The organism is Aequorivita todarodis (genome assembly GCF_028561335.1).
GTDB lineage: Bacteria > Bacteroidota > Bacteroidia > Flavobacteriales > Flavobacteriaceae > Aequorivita > Aequorivita todarodis.
The window spans coordinates 1-20,510 of record NZ_JAQQTG010000007.1 but is presented as its reverse complement, the minus strand read 5'-3'; the positions used below and the strand labels follow the sequence as shown (position 1 = coordinate 20,510).

15 protein-coding genes are annotated in these 20,510 nt (G+C 41.3%); 11 read left to right on the top strand and 4 right to left on the bottom strand.

Annotated elements, in window-relative coordinates; all coding sequences use genetic code 11:
* The 6 genes from POV26_RS03195 (at position 1) to POV26_RS03170 (ending at position 7,606) form a co-directional block, all read left to right on the top strand.
* Positions 1–1,578 (top strand): peptide-N-glycosidase F-related protein, encoded by a 1,578-nt coding sequence (locus tag POV26_RS03195; protein WP_272855047.1) that lies wholly within the window; start codon positions 1–3, stop codon positions 1,576–1,578.
* A 60-nt stretch (positions 1,579–1,638) separates the two neighbouring features.
* Entirely contained in the window at positions 1,639–3,747 is a 2,109-nt protein-coding gene (locus POV26_RS03190) for a M1 family metallopeptidase (protein WP_272855046.1), read from the top strand.
* Positions 3,744–4,658: a patatin-like phospholipase family protein gene (locus POV26_RS03185; protein ID WP_272855045.1), complete on the top strand. Its 915-nt coding sequence runs from the start codon at positions 3,744–3,746 to the stop codon at positions 4,656–4,658. Before POV26_RS03190 ends, POV26_RS03185 begins: the two co-directional genes overlap by 4 nt.
* A gap of 190 nt (positions 4,659–4,848) precedes the next feature.
* On the top strand, positions 4,849–5,532 hold the full coding sequence (locus POV26_RS03180) for a hypothetical protein (RefSeq protein ID WP_272855044.1): 684 nt from the start codon (positions 4,849–4,851) through the stop codon (positions 5,530–5,532).
* Between the two features lie 647 nt (positions 5,533–6,179).
* The gene (locus POV26_RS03175) at positions 6,180–6,932 is read left to right on the top strand and encodes a sensor histidine kinase (RefSeq protein WP_272855043.1); all 753 of its coding nucleotides are present in this window, start codon (positions 6,180–6,182) and stop codon (positions 6,930–6,932) included.
* Between the two features lie 41 nt (positions 6,933–6,973).
* Positions 6,974–7,606 (top strand): response regulator transcription factor, encoded by a 633-nt coding sequence (locus tag POV26_RS03170; protein ID WP_272855042.1) that lies wholly within the window; start codon positions 6,974–6,976, stop codon positions 7,604–7,606.
* Positions 7,607–7,716: 110 nt separating this feature from the next.
* Here the strand turns inward: POV26_RS03170 and POV26_RS03165 are convergent, their stop codons facing one another.
* Entirely contained in the window at positions 7,717–8,241 is a 525-nt protein-coding gene (locus POV26_RS03165; RefSeq protein WP_272855041.1) for a DUF7935 family protein, read from the bottom strand.
* 186 nt (positions 8,242–8,427) lie between these two features.
* On the opposite strand from POV26_RS03165, the gene POV26_RS03160 reads away from it, so the two are divergent.
* The 3 genes from POV26_RS03160 (at position 8,428) to POV26_RS03150 (ending at position 13,771) form a co-directional block, all read left to right on the top strand.
* Complete coding sequence (locus POV26_RS03160; protein WP_272855040.1) at positions 8,428–10,182, top strand: T9SS type A sorting domain-containing protein; 1,755 nt, start codon at positions 8,428–8,430, stop codon at positions 10,180–10,182.
* Between the two features lie 71 nt (positions 10,183–10,253).
* Entirely contained in the window at positions 10,254–13,034 is a 2,781-nt protein-coding gene (locus POV26_RS03155) for a sensor histidine kinase (RefSeq protein WP_272855039.1), read from the top strand.
* Entirely contained in the window at positions 13,031–13,771 is a 741-nt protein-coding gene (locus POV26_RS03150; protein ID WP_272855038.1) for a LytR/AlgR family response regulator transcription factor, read from the top strand. Before POV26_RS03155 ends, POV26_RS03150 begins: the two co-directional genes overlap by 4 nt.
* Before the next feature lie 72 nt (positions 13,772–13,843).
* Here POV26_RS03150 and POV26_RS03145 read toward each other — a convergent pair whose 3' ends face one another.
* On the bottom strand, positions 13,844–15,460 hold the full coding sequence (locus POV26_RS03145; protein WP_272855037.1) for an FMN-binding glutamate synthase family protein: 1,617 nt from the start codon (positions 15,458–15,460) through the stop codon (positions 13,844–13,846).
* A gap of 293 nt (positions 15,461–15,753) precedes the next feature.
* On the opposite strand from POV26_RS03145, the gene POV26_RS03140 reads away from it, so the two are divergent.
* Positions 15,754–18,075 carry an ATP-dependent helicase gene (locus POV26_RS03140; RefSeq protein ID WP_272855036.1) on the top strand — a complete coding sequence of 774 codons (2,322 nt, stop codon included), beginning with the start codon at positions 15,754–15,756 and terminating at the stop codon, positions 18,073–18,075.
* 212 nt (positions 18,076–18,287) lie between these two features.
* Here POV26_RS03140 and POV26_RS03135 read toward each other — a convergent pair whose 3' ends face one another.
* Positions 18,288–19,157 (bottom strand): alpha/beta hydrolase, encoded by an 870-nt coding sequence (locus POV26_RS03135; protein WP_272855035.1) that lies wholly within the window; start codon positions 19,155–19,157, stop codon positions 18,288–18,290.
* Positions 19,158–19,272: 115 nt separating this feature from the next.
* On the opposite strand from POV26_RS03135, the gene POV26_RS03130 reads away from it, so the two are divergent.
* Positions 19,273–19,890 (top strand): L-threonylcarbamoyladenylate synthase, encoded by a 618-nt coding sequence (locus tag POV26_RS03130; protein WP_272855034.1) that lies wholly within the window; start codon positions 19,273–19,275, stop codon positions 19,888–19,890.
* A gap of 78 nt (positions 19,891–19,968) precedes the next feature.
* Here the strand turns inward: POV26_RS03130 and POV26_RS03125 are convergent, their stop codons facing one another.
* Entirely contained in the window at positions 19,969–20,307 is a 339-nt protein-coding gene (locus tag POV26_RS03125) for a hypothetical protein (RefSeq protein WP_272855033.1), read from the bottom strand.
* Between the last annotated feature and the right edge of the window lie 203 nt (positions 20,308–20,510).

Here is a 20,510-nt window from a genome sequence, read left to right as displayed (position 1 = left end):
ATGAAAAAAAACTACCTTTTATTTGCATTGGCATTTTTTCTGCAACTTTCAGTGTTTGCTGAAAATCTTGCCACTCCCGAACTTACTACGCGACTCACGGAAGATTATCCGCTTGAAATGCCCGTTTTAAAACCGTACCCTATTTATATGAATGCTTCGGTAGATTCGCCCGATAGCATTTCAGAAGTAATTGTAAACATAAACGGCACAGATTACCCAGCCGTGGCAGAAACCGGTTTTTATTACTATTTGTGGACGCCCGCCAATTACGGAGCGCACACCATTGTTATTACCGCCAAAACCACGGATGGCGATGAAACTTCCCTCACCCGTAATATTACGGTAAACCAGACCGCCAACACCCAAGTAGTGCGAAGTTTGGAAGATGTGGTTATTGAATTTACGGGCCAAAACGACCGCTGGTACTACGGAACCCATACCTTTCCGCAATTCGTGGGTGCCTATAACGATATGAACGCGTTTTTGGAAGTGGAATGCCCAAATATTCCAGGAGGATGTGATGATTGGGACCGCTGGGCATTTATAGATGTAAAGGCACCGGACGGCAATTGGATTCAATTAATTAGATACATTACTCCCTATGGCGTGGGGTGCAATCACGAGTTGGATGTTACCGATTATATGTCGTTGCTGCAAGGCGAGGTGGAAATCCGTGTGTTTATTGACACTTGGGGCACGGGAGGCTGGCAACTTACCTTAGACACCGAATATACTGCCGGTGCACCGCAGTACGCTTATAGCAATGTTGTAGAAGTTTGGGACGACGGTTATGCCTTTGGCGATCCTGCCAATTTGCAGCCTGTTGAAACTTTTAGTGTGGAAATTCCGGAAGGAGTGCAGGCTTCCCATTTGCGTGTTTCAAACACGGGGCACGGCTGGGGAGGCAACAACACGGCAAATGCCGCGGAATTTTTTAATGCTACACACTATTTTGATATTAATGGTACCGAAACTTTTACGCAGCACCTGTGGAACCAATGCAATCCGAACCCCGATGGCTGTACCGGTCAGCAGGGAACTTGGCAGTACAGCAGGGCGGGTTGGTGTCCCGGAGCTATTTCGCCGCCGCATGTTTACGACTTAACCCAATACGCGGGCACTACTTTTAACCTCGACTACCGTTTCCATCCGGGGTATCAGGATAATTGCCACCCGAACAATCCAAATTGCGTTTCGGGCCAGACCTGTGCAGATTGCAATGACGGGTATAACCCAATTTATTATGTAGATACGCACATTATAAACCACAGCAATAACCCGATGGTTTATGGAAACACACTCGGAATAACGGCAATAGACAATACCGCGGTGTATGATATTACAATATATCCAAACCCCTCAAATGGTGTTTTTCAAATAAAGACCCAATATCCAGAATCCGTTTCACGCATGACCATCAACACTGTGGACGGAAAATCGGTAAAGTCATATTATTTTAAATCAGTTGCTGAATTGAACAACTATTCTTTTGATCTTACTGACCTTTCAAAAGGAGTTTATTTCATCAACCTTGAAAATTCTTACGGAACAGGCGCGAAAAGAATCATTTTAGAATAGAAAATTACTTCACAAACTTTTAAAAAGGTTATTTTTGGTAAACACGAATAACCTTTTTTTATGTTTTATTTTTTGAAATTGAAGCCAACTAATTTGTTGCGAAGGTTTTCGTCGATAGTATTTCTGCTATTCATAATATTTGGGGGATGTGCGGAATTGCAAGCCCAACAGACCGATGTTGTGGATTTTTTGAGGATTGAGGCTTCTATTGGCCCCAATGTTTTTGAAAAGAAAATAGAAGGACGTTTTACGGTCACTTTTAAAGTTTTAAAAAACACCGATTCTGTATTCTTAAATGCCGTAAACATTGAATTGTTGGACATAATTACGAAAGATTTCAAAATTTCTTCTGACGAAAAAAAACTGTGGTTTTCAGGTAATTTTGAAGCAGGAAAAACCTATAAGGCAGATTTGTGGTACAGTATGAAACCAAAGCAGACACTCTACTTCTTCGACACTGAAATTTGGACGCAAGGCCAGGGGAAATACACTTCAAATTGGTTGCCCAGCATCGATGACGTAAATGATAAAATTGAATTCGATTTACAGATAATTGCGTCAAAGGAAAAAACGGTGGTTGCCAATGGAAAATTATTGAATGTGGAAAATGTACACGAAATAAACGGCTGGCGCTTTGATATGAATGAACCCATGTCCAGCTATCTCGTGGCTTTCGCCATCGGCGATTTCAACAAAAAAAACCTCGTTTCAAACTCAGGAATTCCTATCGAATTGTATTTCAAACCGAAAGATTCCCTAAAAGTAGAACCTACGTATCGTTACAGTAAACGAATATTCGATTTTCTGGAAACCGAAATCGGCGTGCCGTATCCGTGGCAAAACTACAAACAGGTTCCCGTCCGCGATTTTCTGTATGCCGGGATGGAAAATACGACCCTCACCATTTTTTCCGAAGCGTTTGTGGTAGATTCCACGGGTTTTAACGACAGAAACTACGTAAACGTAAACGCCCACGAGCTGGCCCACCAATGGTTTGGCGATATGGTTACCGAAAAGGCTAATGAAGATCATTGGCTGCAGGAAGGTTTCGCAACCTATTATGCGTTACTGGCTGAAAAGGAAATTTTCGGCGAAGATTATTATTACTGGCAATTATACCAAACCGCCGAGCAATTAAAGGCTGCGAGCGATGAAGGCAAAGGCGAATCACTTTTAAACCCAAAGGCAAGCTCGCTTACCTTTTATCAAAAAGGGGCATGGGCGCTGCACATTTTACGCGAGCGAATGGGGGAGGATGCTTTTAAATTGGCTATTAAAAATTATCTGGAAAAATATAAATTCAAAAATGTTGCCACGGAAGATTTTTTAAATGAAGTGAAAAAGGTTTCCGATGCGGATATTTCGACCTTTGAAAAGGATTGGCTGCAACAAACGGCATTTCAAAGTGAAGATGCGTACCAATCCTTGCTGAAATCGGCCTTCATCCATAAATATTTTGAAATTTCCGCGCTTCGGGCCGTTCCATTTTCAGATAAAAAAAATCAGTTGAAAACCGCGCTTACCTTCCCGAACGATTTTATTGGGCAGGAAGCGGTATATCAATTGGCGGATGAACCACTTGCTGAAACGCTTCCACTTTATAAAACTGCTTTTGAAAGCAATAATCTATACGTTCGGCAGGCTATGGCGCTTTCGCTGGAAATTATTCCAAAGGAACTTCGAACCGAATATGAAAGTTTGCTGCAAGATGATTCCTATGTAACGATGGAATCTGCGCTGTATCAATTATGGACGCAATTTCCTAAAAAAAGAACAGAATATTTAAACAAAACGAAGGGAATTGAAGGTTTTCAAAATAAAAACATTCGGCAGTTGTGGCTTGCTCTGGCCTTGCTGACGGAGGGATATGACAATCCGGAAAAGGAAAATTATGTAAGCGAACTTAAACATTACACTTCAACAGATTACAGTTTCGAAATCCGCGAAAAGGCTTTTGAATATGTAAACGAGCTTCAACTCTGGGACCTGCAAACGCTTAAAAATCTGGCAGAAGCCTGTGTGCATCCTACGTGGCGCTTTTCAAAGCCTTCAAAAGAAATGTTGAATAAGTTGCTTCAGGACAAAAAATACCACGAACAGGTAAAAGTTTTGGGCAGGCAGGTTTCAGAAAAGGCGGCAAATTATTTAAATTCAATCATAAAGGAATGAGAGCATTGGTAATATCTGGCGGTGGGAGCAAGGGCGCATTTGCGGGAGGCGTGGCGCAATACTTAATTGATACGCTGCACCATAATTACGATCTTTTTGTGGGCACCTCTACGGGCAGTTTGCTCATTTCGCATTTGGCACTGGACAAGGTTGAAAAAATCAAGGAAATCTATACTTCGGTCAATCAAAAGAGCATTTTCAACAGTTGCCCCTTTGTTATCAAGGAAGACAAATTCGGCGGAAAACAAATTGGTATTGACCATTATACCGTGCTCCTGAATTTTTTGAAAGGGAAAAAGACCTTCGGCGAAAGTCTGAATTTGCGAAAATTGATAGAAAAGTCGGTAACCGAAACAGAGTTCAATACTTTAAAGGCTTCGAAAAAAGAGGTGGTGGTAACGGTTTCCAATCTTTCGCTAAATCAAGTGGAATACAAATCGGTCAATGATTTTGAGTACCAGGATTTCTTGGACTGGATTTGGATTTCATCAAATTTCACCCCTTTTATGAGTCTTGTTAAAAAGGACGGCTGTGAATATGCCGATGGGGGTTTTGGCAGCATGGTCCCCATTGAAGAGGCCATCAACCGCGGTGCAAAGAGCATTGACGTTATTATTTTGGAAACGGAGATTACCTATTACAATCGGCTTCCCTCAAAAAATGTGTTTTCCTTACTTACCAATATGCACAGTTATATGGCAGACCGTATTGAAAAGCAGAACATCCGTATTGGGAAATTTGTGGCTACCAACAATAACGTAATCATCAATCTTTATTATACCCCTACGGTGCTGACCACCAATTCCTTGATTTTCGACAAGAAAATGATGAGCAAATGGTGGGAGCGCGGGTATGAATACGCACACCAAAAGAACGAGGAATTGAACGAAATTCGTACTAAAGACGATTAATCTTCCTACATTTTATAGGGGGAAATCCCCCTTTTTTTAAGTGTTTTCCCCGTATTTTTTTGTGAAATTTTATTTAAGTAATTAATAATCAGACTTAATGGTGTATCTTCACTTTTAGATTATAAAACCACATTTTTTAATGTGTTCTTTAGTAATTACATTTATCCCACAACTGTAAAAACCTTTTATTATGACAGCAAAAATGACAAACCGTTTATTCGTATTGATTTTCGTCAATTTGATGCTTGTTGGCTGCCAAGAGCCAACTACACACACAGAGCCACCTTATGAAGGTCCGCCGAAAGACCATATAATCTCTGTGGAGCGCGCCCAGGAAATGTATGATGCCTATGCGCAAAGACGCGTGCCGATTATCCAAAAATATGAGGACAGCATAGTTCCGGGGGGCGATAAATTTACGCCCACACGTTATGCGGAATACGATCTTAAAACCATAAAACAATACATTGCCTATATAGAGCACGAAGCCAAAGAGGCCAATGTAGATATACAGACCTTGCGTTTCTACCTTTCCAATTACCCGAATAGCGACACCTTTCCAAATGGCGATGCCGTTAGATATCCCAGAAGGAATAGCCTTTTTGTATTGCCAACAATGGCTTATGAAGGAAAAAACGTAGGTTTTTCAGTGGAGGAAGTGGATGGTAGATATACGGCGGTACCCATCAATAGACGTACGCTGCAGCAGGAAGGAAACCAAGATAAGCGCCAGGCCGATTCTACAGGCCAGATGAATGAGGCTGGATTTTTTATGTCGAACAATGCAACGGTCGGAGGTACTGAAAGCAGTTTGATTTTGAATGACGGATCCATAATCCCGCCACCTGGTACAAATGATTTTGGGAATGATTAAAAACTCGTTCATTTAGTGGAAACAGCATTAACCATTCTTCAAAATACTTATTTGGTACTATACGCCATTGTTTTTGTAATTTCATTAATAAGATTTCCACTTTATAAAAATACTGCTTTAAAGTTTTTGCCCATTGTATTGTTTGTTACCATGGTTACGGAATTTTTGGGCACTTACCTAAAAAATTCAGGGAATACACAACTTATTTTTACCATTTTCAATGGGTATTATCTGATTCATTTTTCCATATTCTTCTATATTTTTATGAAGATGATTGAAAATGAAAGATTCAAAAAAAACATTCAAATAGGTTTCGGTATTTTTTTGTTATTTTTTTTGAGCGATATAGTGTTTACCGGCTTTTTTAAGGATTCTTTCACGAGAACCTATATTGCTGGAGCGAGTATTTTAATATTTTGTATAATTCTATATTATATAAGTATCTTACAGTCCTCATTGGTATTGGTAGTTAAGAACGACCTGTTGTTTTGGGTAAGTGTTGGGCTATTCTTGTTTTATATTGGTTATTTGCCAATAAAAATTATTAAAACATGGTTCTATAAGCCGGATAGTTTTTTTGACCTATTGCTAATAATACAGTTTTCGCTCATAATACTAATGTATTTGTTCTTTTTGACGGGCTTTCTATGGATGAAAAAGAGATCATAATAATAGCGGCAATAGCTATTCCAATATCCTTGGTCATTATTGTTATTGTATTGTTCTCCGTTTTTACCCGAAGAAAGAACCGCTTGTTGCGGGAACAGGCAGAAGCCAAAAAAGCTTTTGAGCGCGAATTGGCAGAATCGCAGATAGAAATTAGGGAAGAAACCTTGCGCAACATAAGTTGGGAACTGCACGACAACATTGGGCAGTTGATGACCTTGGCAAAAATACAGGCACAAATGGCCTTGGAAAAGCCAGAGATGATGATCGAGGTTTCAGAAACCATAGGCACAGGGATTGACGAGTTGCGGGCGCTTTCAAAGCTGATAAACCCCGAAGCTCTAAAGAGCCTTAGTTTGCGGGAAGCCGTTAGGTTGGAGATTGAGCGTTTCAATAGATTGAAATTCATAGCCGCAAAATTAACAGTAGAGGGAACAGTGGTGCCGATTGAAGCAAATACACAGATAATTCTTTTTCGGATTTTGCAGGAATTTTTTTCAAACACCATAAAACATTCAAAGGCATCCTCACTCAAGGTAGTACTGAATTACACCGAGGAGAAATTGACCATTACAGCCGCGGATAACGGAGTGGGGTTTGAAAAGGATGACGATTTCATGGGCATTGGATTGAAAAATATGAAAACCCGGGCAAAGCTTATCAATTCAACTTTGAGAATAGATTCGGTAAAAGGCGAGGGCACTGCTCTGCTCTTAAAATATAAATTTGCTTAGGGCATTCTTTAGATATAAAAACATTTAAAAGGAATTATACAATGAAGTATTCAGTAGTAGTAGTTGACGATCATTTTTTGCTTTCCCAGGCTATTGGTGGGCTCGTCCAGGATTTTGAAAATTTTGATGTGCTTTATTTATGCAAAAATGGAAGGGAACTGCTAGATAAATTTGAAAACCCACAAAACATTCCCGATTTGGTGCTGATGGATATTAAAATGCCCATTTTGAACGGTATAGAAACTACCGAAAAGCTTAAACAGAATTACCCAGAGGTAAAAGTGCTGGCCCTTTCCATTGAAGAGGATGAATACACCATTTTGAAGATGCTCCGCGCTGGAGCCAAGGGGTATCTTATGAAAGATACCAAAAAGGATATCCTTGAACAAGCTTTGTTGGAAGTAATTAAAAACGGCCAATATTACACGAATACCGTTTCGCAAATACTTATGGATTCAATAGAAAAAAACCTTGATACCGAAATAAAGGACAAGGAACTGGAATTCATAAAATTGGCCTGTACCGATATGAGCTATAAGGAAATTGCCGAAACTATGTTCTGCAGCTACAAAACGGTTGAAGGTTACAGGGATTCACTATACAAAAAACTCGGAATAAAGAACAGGATTGGGCTTATGCTTTTCGCCATTCACCACAATATATTTACCCCTTAAAAAAAGTTGATTTTTGATGATAGGATATATGACATATAACATATAAAGAATATAAAGCCCTCTGAAAAATAATTGTCCACGAGCTCGTCTTAACCTGTGCTATTAAAAACTCAGAAAAGTTCGCTCACCTCTTTTTTTACGTATCCCAGCGCTTTCTGGGATGGGGTAACCTCTTCCATAAAGTTCTGTAACAACCACTCCCGCATTTTATCTACATTTCCTTCCTTTTCGTGCATCGCCCCCTGACGGATAACGTGGATTGTCGCATTTTTGGCGGCATTCACCAGGTTCCAACATTCGGGAGAAACATAGATTTGCTGCGTTAAATTATGGTCAAATTCCTGCTCAATATTCTTCACGAGCAGGTTTTCATAATCGTCCTTTGAATCGGAAAAAGGCCTTACCCGAACCAATAACTTATTGGGGTCTATGCGCTCCAGAAATAAAGTAATACGTTCATACGCCTGTAATCGAAGGGGCAACACTTGTTTTTGTGCCTCTTTTTGGACCAAATACCTTCGGCGCCCTTCTTCATTGGCGGTATGGCCCTTAAAGAAAAAATAGGCGACCAGCCCCACAACAATTGCGGGCAATAAGTAGGCTACATAGCTAATAACTTGGGATGCTTCTTCCATAGAATTTAATTTATTGACAAACTTAAGTCGTTTTTAATAGTTGTACAACTATTAGTTCCTTGCATCAAACCCATAATAGATCGGCTCAAACCCTCGTGCCAATAAATGGAGGTTTTAAAATTAACTAAAAGCCTTGACCTTAGGGAAGAAATTTCAACTACGTATTAATTATTAAATATTTCACCAATGAAAACAAAATTACTAATAACCCTGTTTTTTTTGACCTTTGCCATATCCGGTTGGTGTCAATTTCAAACAAATGTTTCGGTAGCTACTATGGTCTATCACGATGTATGTATCGAGCCCCTCTCATTTAATAGTCCGCCAACTACAGATTATATTGTGGCTGGCAATCTCTTTGACACGGCCCTGCAATCTGAACGAGCGTTTCTAAAAAAAGTGGATGAAAATGGCGCCGTAATTTGGAATATCGTCTATCAGGAACCAACTTCACCCCATTTGCGTATTCTGGATATAGTGAGCCATTTGGATCTTATTTTCGCTACGGGCTATATAGACATTGGCGGTAAACGAAAAGTATTCGTGGCACAATTTGAGGCACTGAGCGGAAACTTTCTCCAAGCCAATTATTATGATGTGGTGGGCCCCAATTTTAATAGCACCGGCCTGCACATCAGTTTTTCAAACAGCGATGCCAATGGCGATAGTATTGCCGATCCTGGCTTCGTAATTGCCGGGTATTTCAGTGATTGTTACAGCCTTGATATCAATTGTGTTTTTAACAACATTGGTTTTGTGCTACGTACTGATTCGGGTTTAAACGTGTTATGGGCCGCAGAAACCGATGCTCCCAATACGGTAAATACCTTAGAATACGACTTTGTAAATGGTGTGGCCGAAACCAGTGATGGATTTTTTCTTACCGGAAGCGCAACCTGGCAAGACCTATCGAACAATACGGCCCAACAAATAGTATTGGCGCACAAATTGGACTTTCAGGGAACTATGCAATGGGACCAAAGCTATGTGTTTGGAAATGCCAATGATGTAAGTGTCGATGCCTATTTTGATAGTACGACCAGTAAAATCTATATGCTTACCAATTATTCCTTCTCGCATTACTTTGGAATAACGGTTTTTGATAATAATGGAACCTATGATAGTGCCCGCTCCTGGTATGCCGACGATCCCAACAACCTGAACATGTACGGTTTTGCTCTGATGCCATCCTTCAACAGTGCGAATAACCTTGTAATTGCAGGCTATGATAGAGATGAAAGCTGGAACATTGGTGCCAATTCATATTATGGCGAAAGCAATGTCTTTTTTTATGAATTTGACAAAAACACTGGAAATCCTGTTGCGACGAACTATCAATACCTTGTGCCAAACGTAGAGCCCGGTACCGAGGATTTTAACCTTTGGGATTTTCAGATGCCCACCATCTATTACCCCGATATGGCCTTTCCAAAAACAGACAACAGCAACAATAACCACTATTATTTGGCGGGCTACCGTGCTATTGATCCTACGGTGACCGATGTAAGTCTGGAACTTTTTAAAGTAGATCCCGCAAAACGCAATACCTGCGACAGCAAGATTATCAATCCCAACCATTTGTCCTTGACCAAGCAGTCGGTGCCGGTTACCTCGGCACACGTGCCGACTAATGCTTTTCCTATAAATCTTACGGCAACGGCAATGCCCTATACCGAGGATTTCTGCGTACGCGAATTGGCTGTCGAAGAACATTCGATGGAAAAAATAAAAATGTTTCCAAACCCAGCCATACAGCAAATTTCATTTACCGGAGTTGATGCCCTTGACGTTACTATTATGGATGCTTCTGGGAAAATTGTATCGCAACAATACCTTAATAATGAACGGCAAATGGACGTTTCTGAGCTTGCGGCTGGCCTGTACTTTGTTGAAATTTCCAACGGAAAAAATACTACCACCTTTAAGCTCATTAAAGAGTAGCACCCTCCTTCTTGCGCCATATTTTCCTTACCTTAGTTATTGGAAAAAAGATTAATACTCTCCCTTTTAATATGAGCAGAACAAAATTCCATATCATTGTATTTATTGTGATGTGGAATTTTTGTGCTGCACAGGAATTTGTGAATTACACCATAAAGGATGGCCTACCCAGCAACCGAATCTACCGATTGACCCAAGATAACGAAGGCTTTATTTGGGTCATTACCGATAAGGGTATGGCAAAATTCAACGGAAGGGAATTTAAGGTTTTCAATACCCGTAATGGATTGCCAACCAACGATATTTGGGACCTACGGGTTGATGCCGAAAATAGGATTTGGTTCTTTTCAAAATCAACTTTGCTGGGGTATATTGAAAATGGGAAGGTACATACCTTTCCCAATTGCCAGGCGGGAGTCGTAATGTTTCCGGCATCTACCAATGTTTATGGTAACACCTTAATAGTCGGAAATAGCGGGCAATGGTTTTATCTGGAAAACGGATGTTGGAAAAACCTCACATTTTCAGAGGTACAGGATACCTCAAAATACCATTTTAAAAAGCTTCATAAAAAAGCGGTACAATTGGCAGAGCTTCCTGTTTTTAAAGAAAAGTCCGTAACACGGTTCAGAAACCGCGATTCTATCATGGTAATGCTCTATAACGAAGGTTTTAGCGTAATAAACCTGCTTAGCGGGAAAATTTATGAAAGGGAGTTTAAAAAATACGCCAGTCACCAAAACCCCAATTTTATTCGCAACCATTTTGTGAACGATCAAATCCAGATAACGGGATTTGACTTTGTGGGCATACTGGACGAGAATTTTGAGATGGAAAAGGTGGTTAAGATACCCCCCAATCTAAAGGCCTATTTTTCAATGATAGACAGAAGTGAGAACATTTGGTGCGCCACCTTTTCGCGTGGAATCTTTATGTTGCCACAGGTAAAGCGCCAGTGTACCTACGTACTTCCTCATCAAAAAGTAGATCAACTGGCCAGAGTGGGTAAACGGATAGTGGCCAATGTGTACAATAAAGGATTTTATGAATACGATTCACTTCAAAAAAAGTTTAGGCCGTTTATAACGGATAAAAGTTTTGTTTTCAACGCGGTATATTTAGATTCCCTTGAAAGTTCATTTTTCTGTTCTGAAAAGAAAACCATACAAATTGCGAATGAAGCAGCCAGCCGGCACCAAGTCGATCATTTCAATAAAATTGGTGGCGTAAGGAGCTTGGTCTATCTCAACGGTTTTTTATACGGAAATATATCCTCAGGGGTAATAAAAATAGACCCAGAAACCTTTGAGCGAATCAAAACCTACGATTATTATGGCGTAAGGGATTTGTTGAGGTTTCGCGATTCCCTGCTCTTGGCAACTTCTGATGGTTTAAAAATACTATCGGACGGGACCATAACCTCCGTAACCCTTGCCGATAATCTTTTAAAGAAACCTATCTTGAGCCTCACTAAGGTTACGGACTCCCAATTTTTGGTCAATACTGACGGGCACGGTTCTTATCTCACAGACCTCAAGGAGGTATCACAATTGCCGAATTCAGAATTTTTGAGTGTTGAAAGCGCTGTTGCAAACAAGGATTTTATCTGGCTGGCTTCTGAAAGCGGAATTTTACAATATAAAAAAGCAGGTCCCGATTATCAATATACAGGCACTTTAAACGAAAACGACGGACTGCCTTCGAAAAAGGTTAACGCTATTCTGCCGGTGGGCGATGATTTGCTTGTATCAACGGACGATGGGGTTGCCATTCTTCCGAGAGCCCTTTATAAGCAGCCCCAACTTTTGAAAATTTACGTTGAAAGGGCACTGTTCAATCAAAGTCCTATCCCAGCCTCCGAACCTGCAATGCGCTACACCACCGACAATAGTGTAGATTTTTCCATTGCCACCATAGACTTTTCGTCCGCCCAAAACCAACTGAGCTACAGGTACCGTTTGCTGCCCATTCAAAAAGATTGGACAACTACAACCGCTTCAAACCTTAATTTTTCAAATCTGCCACCAGACAAGTACGCCCTGCAATTGAAAACCGGAAACCTAATGGAAACCGCCAATTTCACTATTTTGCCATTATGGTGGCAAAGGCCTTTGGCAAAAGCCGTGTTTTGGCTGGCGGGCATTTCGCTCTTAGGCGGAATGCTCTTTTATTTCAGAAACAAGGAAGTTTCAAAAAAAACCGCCAAGATTACCGCACAGAAAAAGATGGCTGAATATGAGTTATATGCCCTGCGCGCCCAGATGAACCCGCATTTTGTTTTCAACTCGCTTGCTGCTATCCAGTATTATATCAACAATAACGACTTTGAAACTTCAGAAAAATATCTGGTGAAATTCTCAAAATTGATACGCCAGTTTTTTGAGCTTTCAAAAGAAAGTGAAATTCCGCTGGAAACTGAAATTAAATTGCTGAAAAACTATTTGGATATTGAAAAGCTCCGTTTTAAGGAGAAATTGGACTATCAGATACATATAGATTCTACGTTAAATTTACCCGAAACCACCATTCCCAGTATGCTGCTCCAGCCCATTGTAGAGAACGCTGTGAACCACGGTATCTTCAATAAAGAAAAAGAGGGCAATATCAATCTGTATTTTCGTAGCATTGACGAGCAGGAATTTATGGTGGAAATTATGGATGACGGCGTGGGCTTTTCAAACTCAAGAAAGAAACCCAACGGCAAGGTAAATTCTTCCGCAGTTCTTGAAAATAGAATTGCGGTCTTAAACCGTTCCAAACAATGGGAAATACAATTTTTTAATGCGGAAGCATTTCCGGAGAAGATCGATACAGGCAATATTACTACCTTTAAAATTAAGAAAGTGCGATGACGACTATAACGGCCATATTGATAGACGATGAATTTTCTGCCCTAAAGGGACTGCAACAAAAGGTGGAAAAGTTTTTTCCCGAGATTTCAATAACCGCTACCTTCCAAAAACCCGAGGACGCCATAGCGTATATAAAAAAGGATCCTCCCGAAATTCTTTTTCTCGATATACAAATGCCACGTTTGAATGGCTTCGAACTGCTTTCGGAACTGGACGGATTGGATTTTCAGGTCATTTTTGTAACCGCCTACAACGAATACGCCGTGGCAGCGTTAAAAAAATCGGCAATTGGATACATTTTAAAACCTGTGGATGATGACGATCTGAAACATGCAATTACAAAAGCCATAACCACAATACGGGAAAAACAACAATTGGAAAGCAGCAACAAACTCATAGAAGTTCTCACGGAAACCATTTCAAAAAGAAACAAGATTATCGTTCCTACCGAAAAAGGGCTATCCTTTATTCCTCAAGACGAGGTACTGCATTTGGAAGGTTTTCAGGGTTATACTAAATTTCATTTAAGCAACAATACAGAACTTTTAAGCAGTTATAACCTCGGGAAATTTGAACCTTCCTTGGGGCGAATATTTTTCAAATGCCACAAATCGCATATCGTGAACCTCGAAAAAGTGCGCAGTTTTGAAAACGAAGGCTATTTGGTACTGGAAAACGGCAACCGCGTGCCCATTTCAAAAACCAACCGAAAAGCATTTTTGGAAATGTTCCGTTGAGGTTTTTTATTCAGTGTTCAGTATTCGGCAATGCAGCACACCTTAACAGTTCCTCCTTCGGGGGTTAGGGGGCTAATACCTTACCTTATTCTTTTTCCGCATCTCCTTCACTTCTTTCTTGGCCTCTTTTTCGTGATAGTTTCCTCCCAGGTATTCACATTTCGACAAGGCTTTCATACTTTCAAAAGGCACGGCACATTTGTGGTACATAAACGATTGCGCCAAGGTTTTGATGAGGTTTTTGTCGCCCACGGTCAAATCCACATCGTCCATGGTAAACTGGCACGGATGCTCATAACCGCAGGCATGGGTCATCTCCAATAATTCCTTTCTGAAGTTTTTGAAATAGAAATGTGCCCGTACCGATTTGTCTTCTATATTGATACCCCGCTGCAGCCATTTGTTTTGGGTGGCAACCCCACTGGGGCATTTGTTTGTATGGCATTGCTGTGCTTGTATGCAACCGATACTCATCATGGCTTCGCGGGCCACATTCACTAAATCGGCACCCATAGAGAAAGCCATGGCCGCCTTTGCGGGAAAGCCTAACTTACCGCTGCCAATAAAGACTATCTGGTCGCAGATGTCGTTCTTTTTAAAGATTTTATAGACCTCCGCAAACCCGAAAAGCCATGGTAGCGAAACGTGGTCCGCAAAACTGGGGGGCGCTGCACCCGTTCCGCCCTCGCCACCGTCAATAGTAATAAAGTCCGGTCCTTTGCCGGTTTCTTTCATGACTTTCGCCAACTCTTCCCATTCATTTAAACGGCCCACGGCAGATTTTATTCCAACCGGTAGTCCAGTTGCTTCGGCAATGCTTTCCACAAATTCAACTAAGCCTTTAACCCCTTCAAAAGCGGTATGGTTTGGTGGCGACAGCACATCTTTTCCCAAGGGAACATGTCTAATTTCGGCAATTTCCTGAGTAATTTTTGAACCGGGCAAAACACCTCCCTTTCCAGGTTTTGCACCTTGTGAAAGTTTTACCTCTATGGCCCGAACCTGCGGATTGTCATTTACAAGTTTCACGATTTTCTCCATGGAGAAATTACCGTGCTCATCGCGCACGCCAAAGTAGCCTGTTCCAAAATGAAAAACAACGTCTGCCCCGGTTTTATGGTATGGAGAGAGCCCCCCTTCCCCTGTATTATGATAGGCATAGGCGTGTCCACATCCTCTATTTAAAGATTCCACAGCCCTTGCTGAAAGCGACCCAAAGCTCATGGCCGAAACGTTTATTACCGAAGCGGGCCGGTACGGACGGCGACGTTTGTGATATTCGCCCATAACCTTGGCACAGGGCAGAAAATAAGGGTTTTTATAGTTGGGGTTGTCCTTTTCCACTTTATACGGAAGCAGGGAATTGTTTATAAAAATATAGTTCGGCTCATAAATATCGCGGTCCGTCCCAAAACCTTCGTAGTTGTTTTCGTTCTTCGCGGACGCATAGATCCAGCCGCGCTCAATTCTATTAAAGGGAAGCTCTTCGCGGTTGTTGGCAACAATGTACTGCCGAAGTTCCGGCCCAATACTTTCCAGCATATAACGTATATGGCCAACAATGGGAAAGTTGTGGCTCACCGTGTGGTGCTTATTGAAAAATACATCGCGAATGGCGACAATTAAAAGGAAAATAAGCACCCAGGCCCACCAAGGCACTTGCCCCAAGAAAGATAGAAACTCGTCCATAGAATCAATTTTTGATAAAGATATTTAAAAAAAATATTGTTTCTAAAGAATTATTGTTGAAGTAGGCCATTGTTTATAATTTCCCTGCCGCTGGTGGGCGGTTGCATCGCGTTCCCCGCTGCTGGGCGCAATTGCATCGCGTTCCCTTCCCCGCCGTAAATAGCAAAATTAATTTACAATATTTTTAAAATTCTTCATGCTACATTCTATTCTTGTTGTTTATAATTTCCTTAAAAACCCTTCGCAAAAAAGTTTCATAATGGCTATTTTCACAACCTGAAGAAAATGAAGTTTTGGAAGCATATTTAGAACAACTCAACGATGCCCAGCGTGCGCCCGTACTGCAAAAGGATGGGGCCATGATCGTTATTGCCGGAGCGGGTTCGGGCAAGACCCGGGTGCTTACCTTTCGTATTGCATACCTGATGTCGCAAGGGGTGGACCCGTTCAATATTTTGGCGCTCACCTTTACCAACAAGGCTGCGCGCGAGATGAAAAACCGCATCGCAAAAATCGTTGGCGCCAGCGAGGCAAAAAACCTTTGGATGGGGACCTTCCATAGTATTTTTGCGAAAATCCTTCGGTTTGAGGCCGATAAACTGGGCTATCCTTCCAATTTTACCATTTACGATACCCAGGATTCGCAAAGCGTGATCCGCGCGGTGATAAAGGAAATGAACCTGGACAAGGATGTGTATAAATACAAGCAGGTTTATTCGCGCATTTCTTCCTATAAAAATAGTTTGATAACCGTTAAGGCATATTTCAACAACCCCGAATTGATGGAAGCCGATGCCATGGCCAAAATGCCACGACTCGGCGATATTTACAAAGCATATGTGGACAAATGCTTTAAGGCCGGCGCGATGGATTTTGACGACCTGTTGCTGAAAACCAACGAGCTGTTGACCCGTTTCCCGGAAGTATTGGCAAAATACCAAAACCGTTTCCGCTACATTTTGGTGGACGAGTACCAGGATACCAACCACAGCCAGTATCTAATTGTACGCGCACTTTCCGATAGGTTCCAAAATATCTGCGTAGTGGGCGATGATGCGCAGAGTATTTACGCCTTTCGCGGCGCGAACATCAACAATATTTTAAATTTTCAAAAGGATTATGACGATGTAAAGGTGTTTCGGTTGGAACAGAATTACCGCTCCACCAAAAACATCGTAAATGCCGCGAACAATATCATCGAAAAAAATAAGACGAGACTTGAAAAAGTAGTCTGGACCGCAAATGATGAAGGCAACAAAATCCTCGTAAACCGTACCATGACCGATGGGGATGAAGGCCGATTTGTGGCGAGTTCCATTTTTGAGAATAAAATGAACCACCAATTGAAGGATGGTGATTTTGCGGTTTTATACCGAACCAATGCCCAAAGCCGTGCCATTGAGGATGCGCTTCGGAAAAAGGATATTCCGTACAGAATCTACGGTGGGCTCAGTTTTTACCAACGAAAGGAAATAAAAGACGTGTTGGCGTATTTGCGATTGGTGTTAAACCCGAAAGATGAAGAGGCGCTGAAACGCGTAATCAATTATCCCGCTCGTGGAATTGGTGAAACGACCATTGAACGTTTGATCGTTGCCGCCAACCATTACAACCGTTCGATTTTTGAAGTGATGAAAAACATCGATAAAATTGATCTAAAAATAAATTCCGGGACCAAAAACAAGTTGCGGGATTTTGTAACGATGATTGAAAGTTTTCAGGTCTTGAACCAAAATTACGACGCGTTTACCATTACAGAACACGTTGCCAAAAAAACAGGTTTACTTCAGGAATTAAAGAAAGACGGCACGCCCGAAGGAATTGCCCGGATAGAAAACATTGAGGAATTACTGAACGGGATGCGCGATTTTGTGGAAGAGCAAAAGGAAATTGCCGATGCCACGGGCTCGCTTGCTGAATTTATGGAAGATGTAGCCCTCGCAACCGATTTGGATAACGACAAGGGCGATAGCGACCGTGTAGCTTTGATGACGGTGCATTTGGCCAAAGGGTTGGAATTTCCGTACGTATATATCGTGGGGATGGAAGAAGACCTTTTTCCCAGCGGGATGAATATGAATTCCCGCAGCGAACTGGAAGAGGAGCGCAGACTGTTTTACGTTGCCCTTACCCGTGCCGAAAAGCAGGCGTATATAACCTATACCCAGTCCCGTTACCGTTGGGGAAAATTAATTGATGCCGAACCCAGCCGCTTTATCGAGGAAATTGACGAAAGTTTTTTGGAATATTTAACGCCAATTACCGAAAACCGCTACAAACCCCTTTTGGATGCCGATATTTTTGATGAGGTGGACCACAGCAAGCTTAGATTAAAAAAGCCTGTTGCCGGCAAAGCACCAATGGGTCCGACGGAAGAGCAACTTAAGAAACTGCGAAGATTGAGGCCCGTCTCCAGTGAAACGAATAAAAATTTCAGCGCGAAGGATGCAAATCTGGAGGTGGGAACCATGGTGGAGCACGTTCGCTTCGGAAAAGGAAAAATCGTTAAAATTGAAGGGGTAGGCGCAGACACTAAGGCCGAAATAGATTTTGAGAATGGAGGCTTGAAAAAACTGCTCCTTCGTTTTGCAAAACTGAAAGTCGTGAATTCGTGAATTCGGGATTTGTTACTACGTAAAGGGATTCAGTTGAAAAATAATTTCATACACCCCTTTAGGGGTCGGGGGTAAATTCGTGGATTTGCGATTCGTGGATTCGGGATACGGGATTCGTGAATTCGAAGGTTCTATAATCAAAAAAAAAATAGTTTTTTTGCATCCTGCATCCCGCATCCTGCATCCCGCATCCCGCATCCCGCATCTCTTTTTTAATTCACTTCCAAATACATATCAACATACGTACTTATCTGTGCTTTCATATTTTCAATATCCACGTTTGACCAATCGCCGTGGCCACCTTCATAAACATTCAAAGTATGGTCTATTTGCGCAATGTTGAGCGCCGAATTTAAGGTTGTGGCATTTGAAAGCGGCACCAAAGGATCGGCGTTTCCGTAGAAAAGTAGGGTAGGGCTGCTGGCATTCGAGACTTGAAATGCAGGACTCAAAACCTCGGCATAATTTGTTCCGGCAGGATAGGCACTCTCGTCCACCAAGGCTGCCATCAAAACCGGAAAATTGGGGTTGTCGCTATAGAACGGATCCGTAAAATCAGTCGGCCCCACAATATCGCCTACTATTTTTACCTGATCGTCTGTGTCATAAACATAATCGTACATTAAGGAAATATGTGCGCCAGCACTAACACCAACCAGTGCAAATTGCGGCAAAATATGCAATTCATCCTTTTCACTGGTCAGCTTGTTGATGACGGCATCCAAATTTAAAAATTGGTTGGGGAAAGCTGGCGTGTTTGCATCTGCCAAAACATAATTTATATTGACAATTGCGTGGTCGGGATGTCTCAATTTTATGTACGGTATCAGAAAATCCATATCTGCTTTGTCGCCTTCAATCCAGCCTCCGCCGTGTACCAGTACAATTACTTTTGTCCTTTCCGCGGAACGGTTTTCGGGCAAATAAAGATCGTATTTTTCTTGGGCGTTACTTCCGTAGGAAACATTCAAGAATGTTTCGGCCGGCAAAGATTGCTCTTCGTTGGCATCAGAGTCTTTTGAGCAGGAAATATAAGAAAATTGGATTCCGAAGAATAAAATTAGAATGAGGAGTTTTTTCATAAATTAAGCTTTGCTACAAGCTGTAACGAAGAAATATGATTTTTATGTTACGGCGATATTCTTGAAGTTGTTAATTCCTATAAAATGGTTTATATTTAAAAAAAATAATTGCGCTATGGCCGAGTTTATAAAGATTTACGAGGAAAACCCAAACCCAAGGGAAATTAAGCGTGTTGTGAAAATACTTCGCGATGGCGGGGTTATTATTTATCCGAGTGATACCGTTTATGCCTTGGGCTGTGATATAAAAAATACCCGCGCCATGGAACGTGTGGCCCAGTTGCGGGGCGTGAAACTTGAAAAGGCCAATTTTTCCTTTGTTTGTGAGGATTTGAGCAACCTTAGCGATTATGTGAAACAAATTGATACGCCCACCTTTAAATTGCTGAAACGAAACCTGCCCGGCCCCTATACTTTTATTCTTCCGGGAAACAACAATCTTCCCTCGGTGTTTAAAAAGAAAAAGGAGGTGGGGATTCGTGTTCCTGACAATTCCATAACCCTTGCTATTGTTCAGGAATTGGGCAATCCGATTATTTCAACTTCAATAAAAGATGAGGATGAGGTTATTGAGTACACCACCGATCCCGAACTTATTTTAGAGAAATGGGACAACTTGGTCGATCTCGTAATTGATGGTGGATATGGCGGAAACATTCCTTCAACGGTAATTGATCTTACCGGCGATGAACCCTTGGTAATACGTGAAGGGAAGGGAAGTTTGGAGTTGTAAAATACAGGGAAGCTCGCGTTTTTAATTTCTTGTGAAAAAGTTTCACAATAAGCAAATGATGAATTCAATCAACTTTTCCTATTTTTTCAGCAAATGCTTCAGCCCGCGATATAGGTTTTGTTCCAAAATGTCCATTTCGCCATCTGCTAAAAATAACTTTTTTATACTTTGGAAGGCTTCGTCTATTTCTTCTTTGGAATATTCAAACCTTTCTATGGCGGCATTTATTTTCTGAATCTGCTGGTAATCATTATCGTTTTCAAATTCTTTATGGATTTTTCGGTATTTTTCCTCTCCCACCCTAGACTTTATATATTCTTTTTCTTCTTTTGAAACATTAAAATCTGCGTGAGCGCAGTATAACAACATATAGGCTTTTAACTCGTCGTGTGTCCAGTCGGTGGTGAAATCTTCCATTTCGCTACAATTTTGTTTTTGGTTTATTTGCTATACAAGATACGAAAAGCTTGGCAATACCAATGGATGAGCTGACAAAAAGAAGCCGTCTCAATAATCTAATTGGGACGGTTTTTTATTTTTTGGTTGATGGCGATGATTTTTTGGTAATTTTAAATTTAGACGCAAAGTTGGCCTTTCTTAGGCACTTTTCTTTCTTAAAT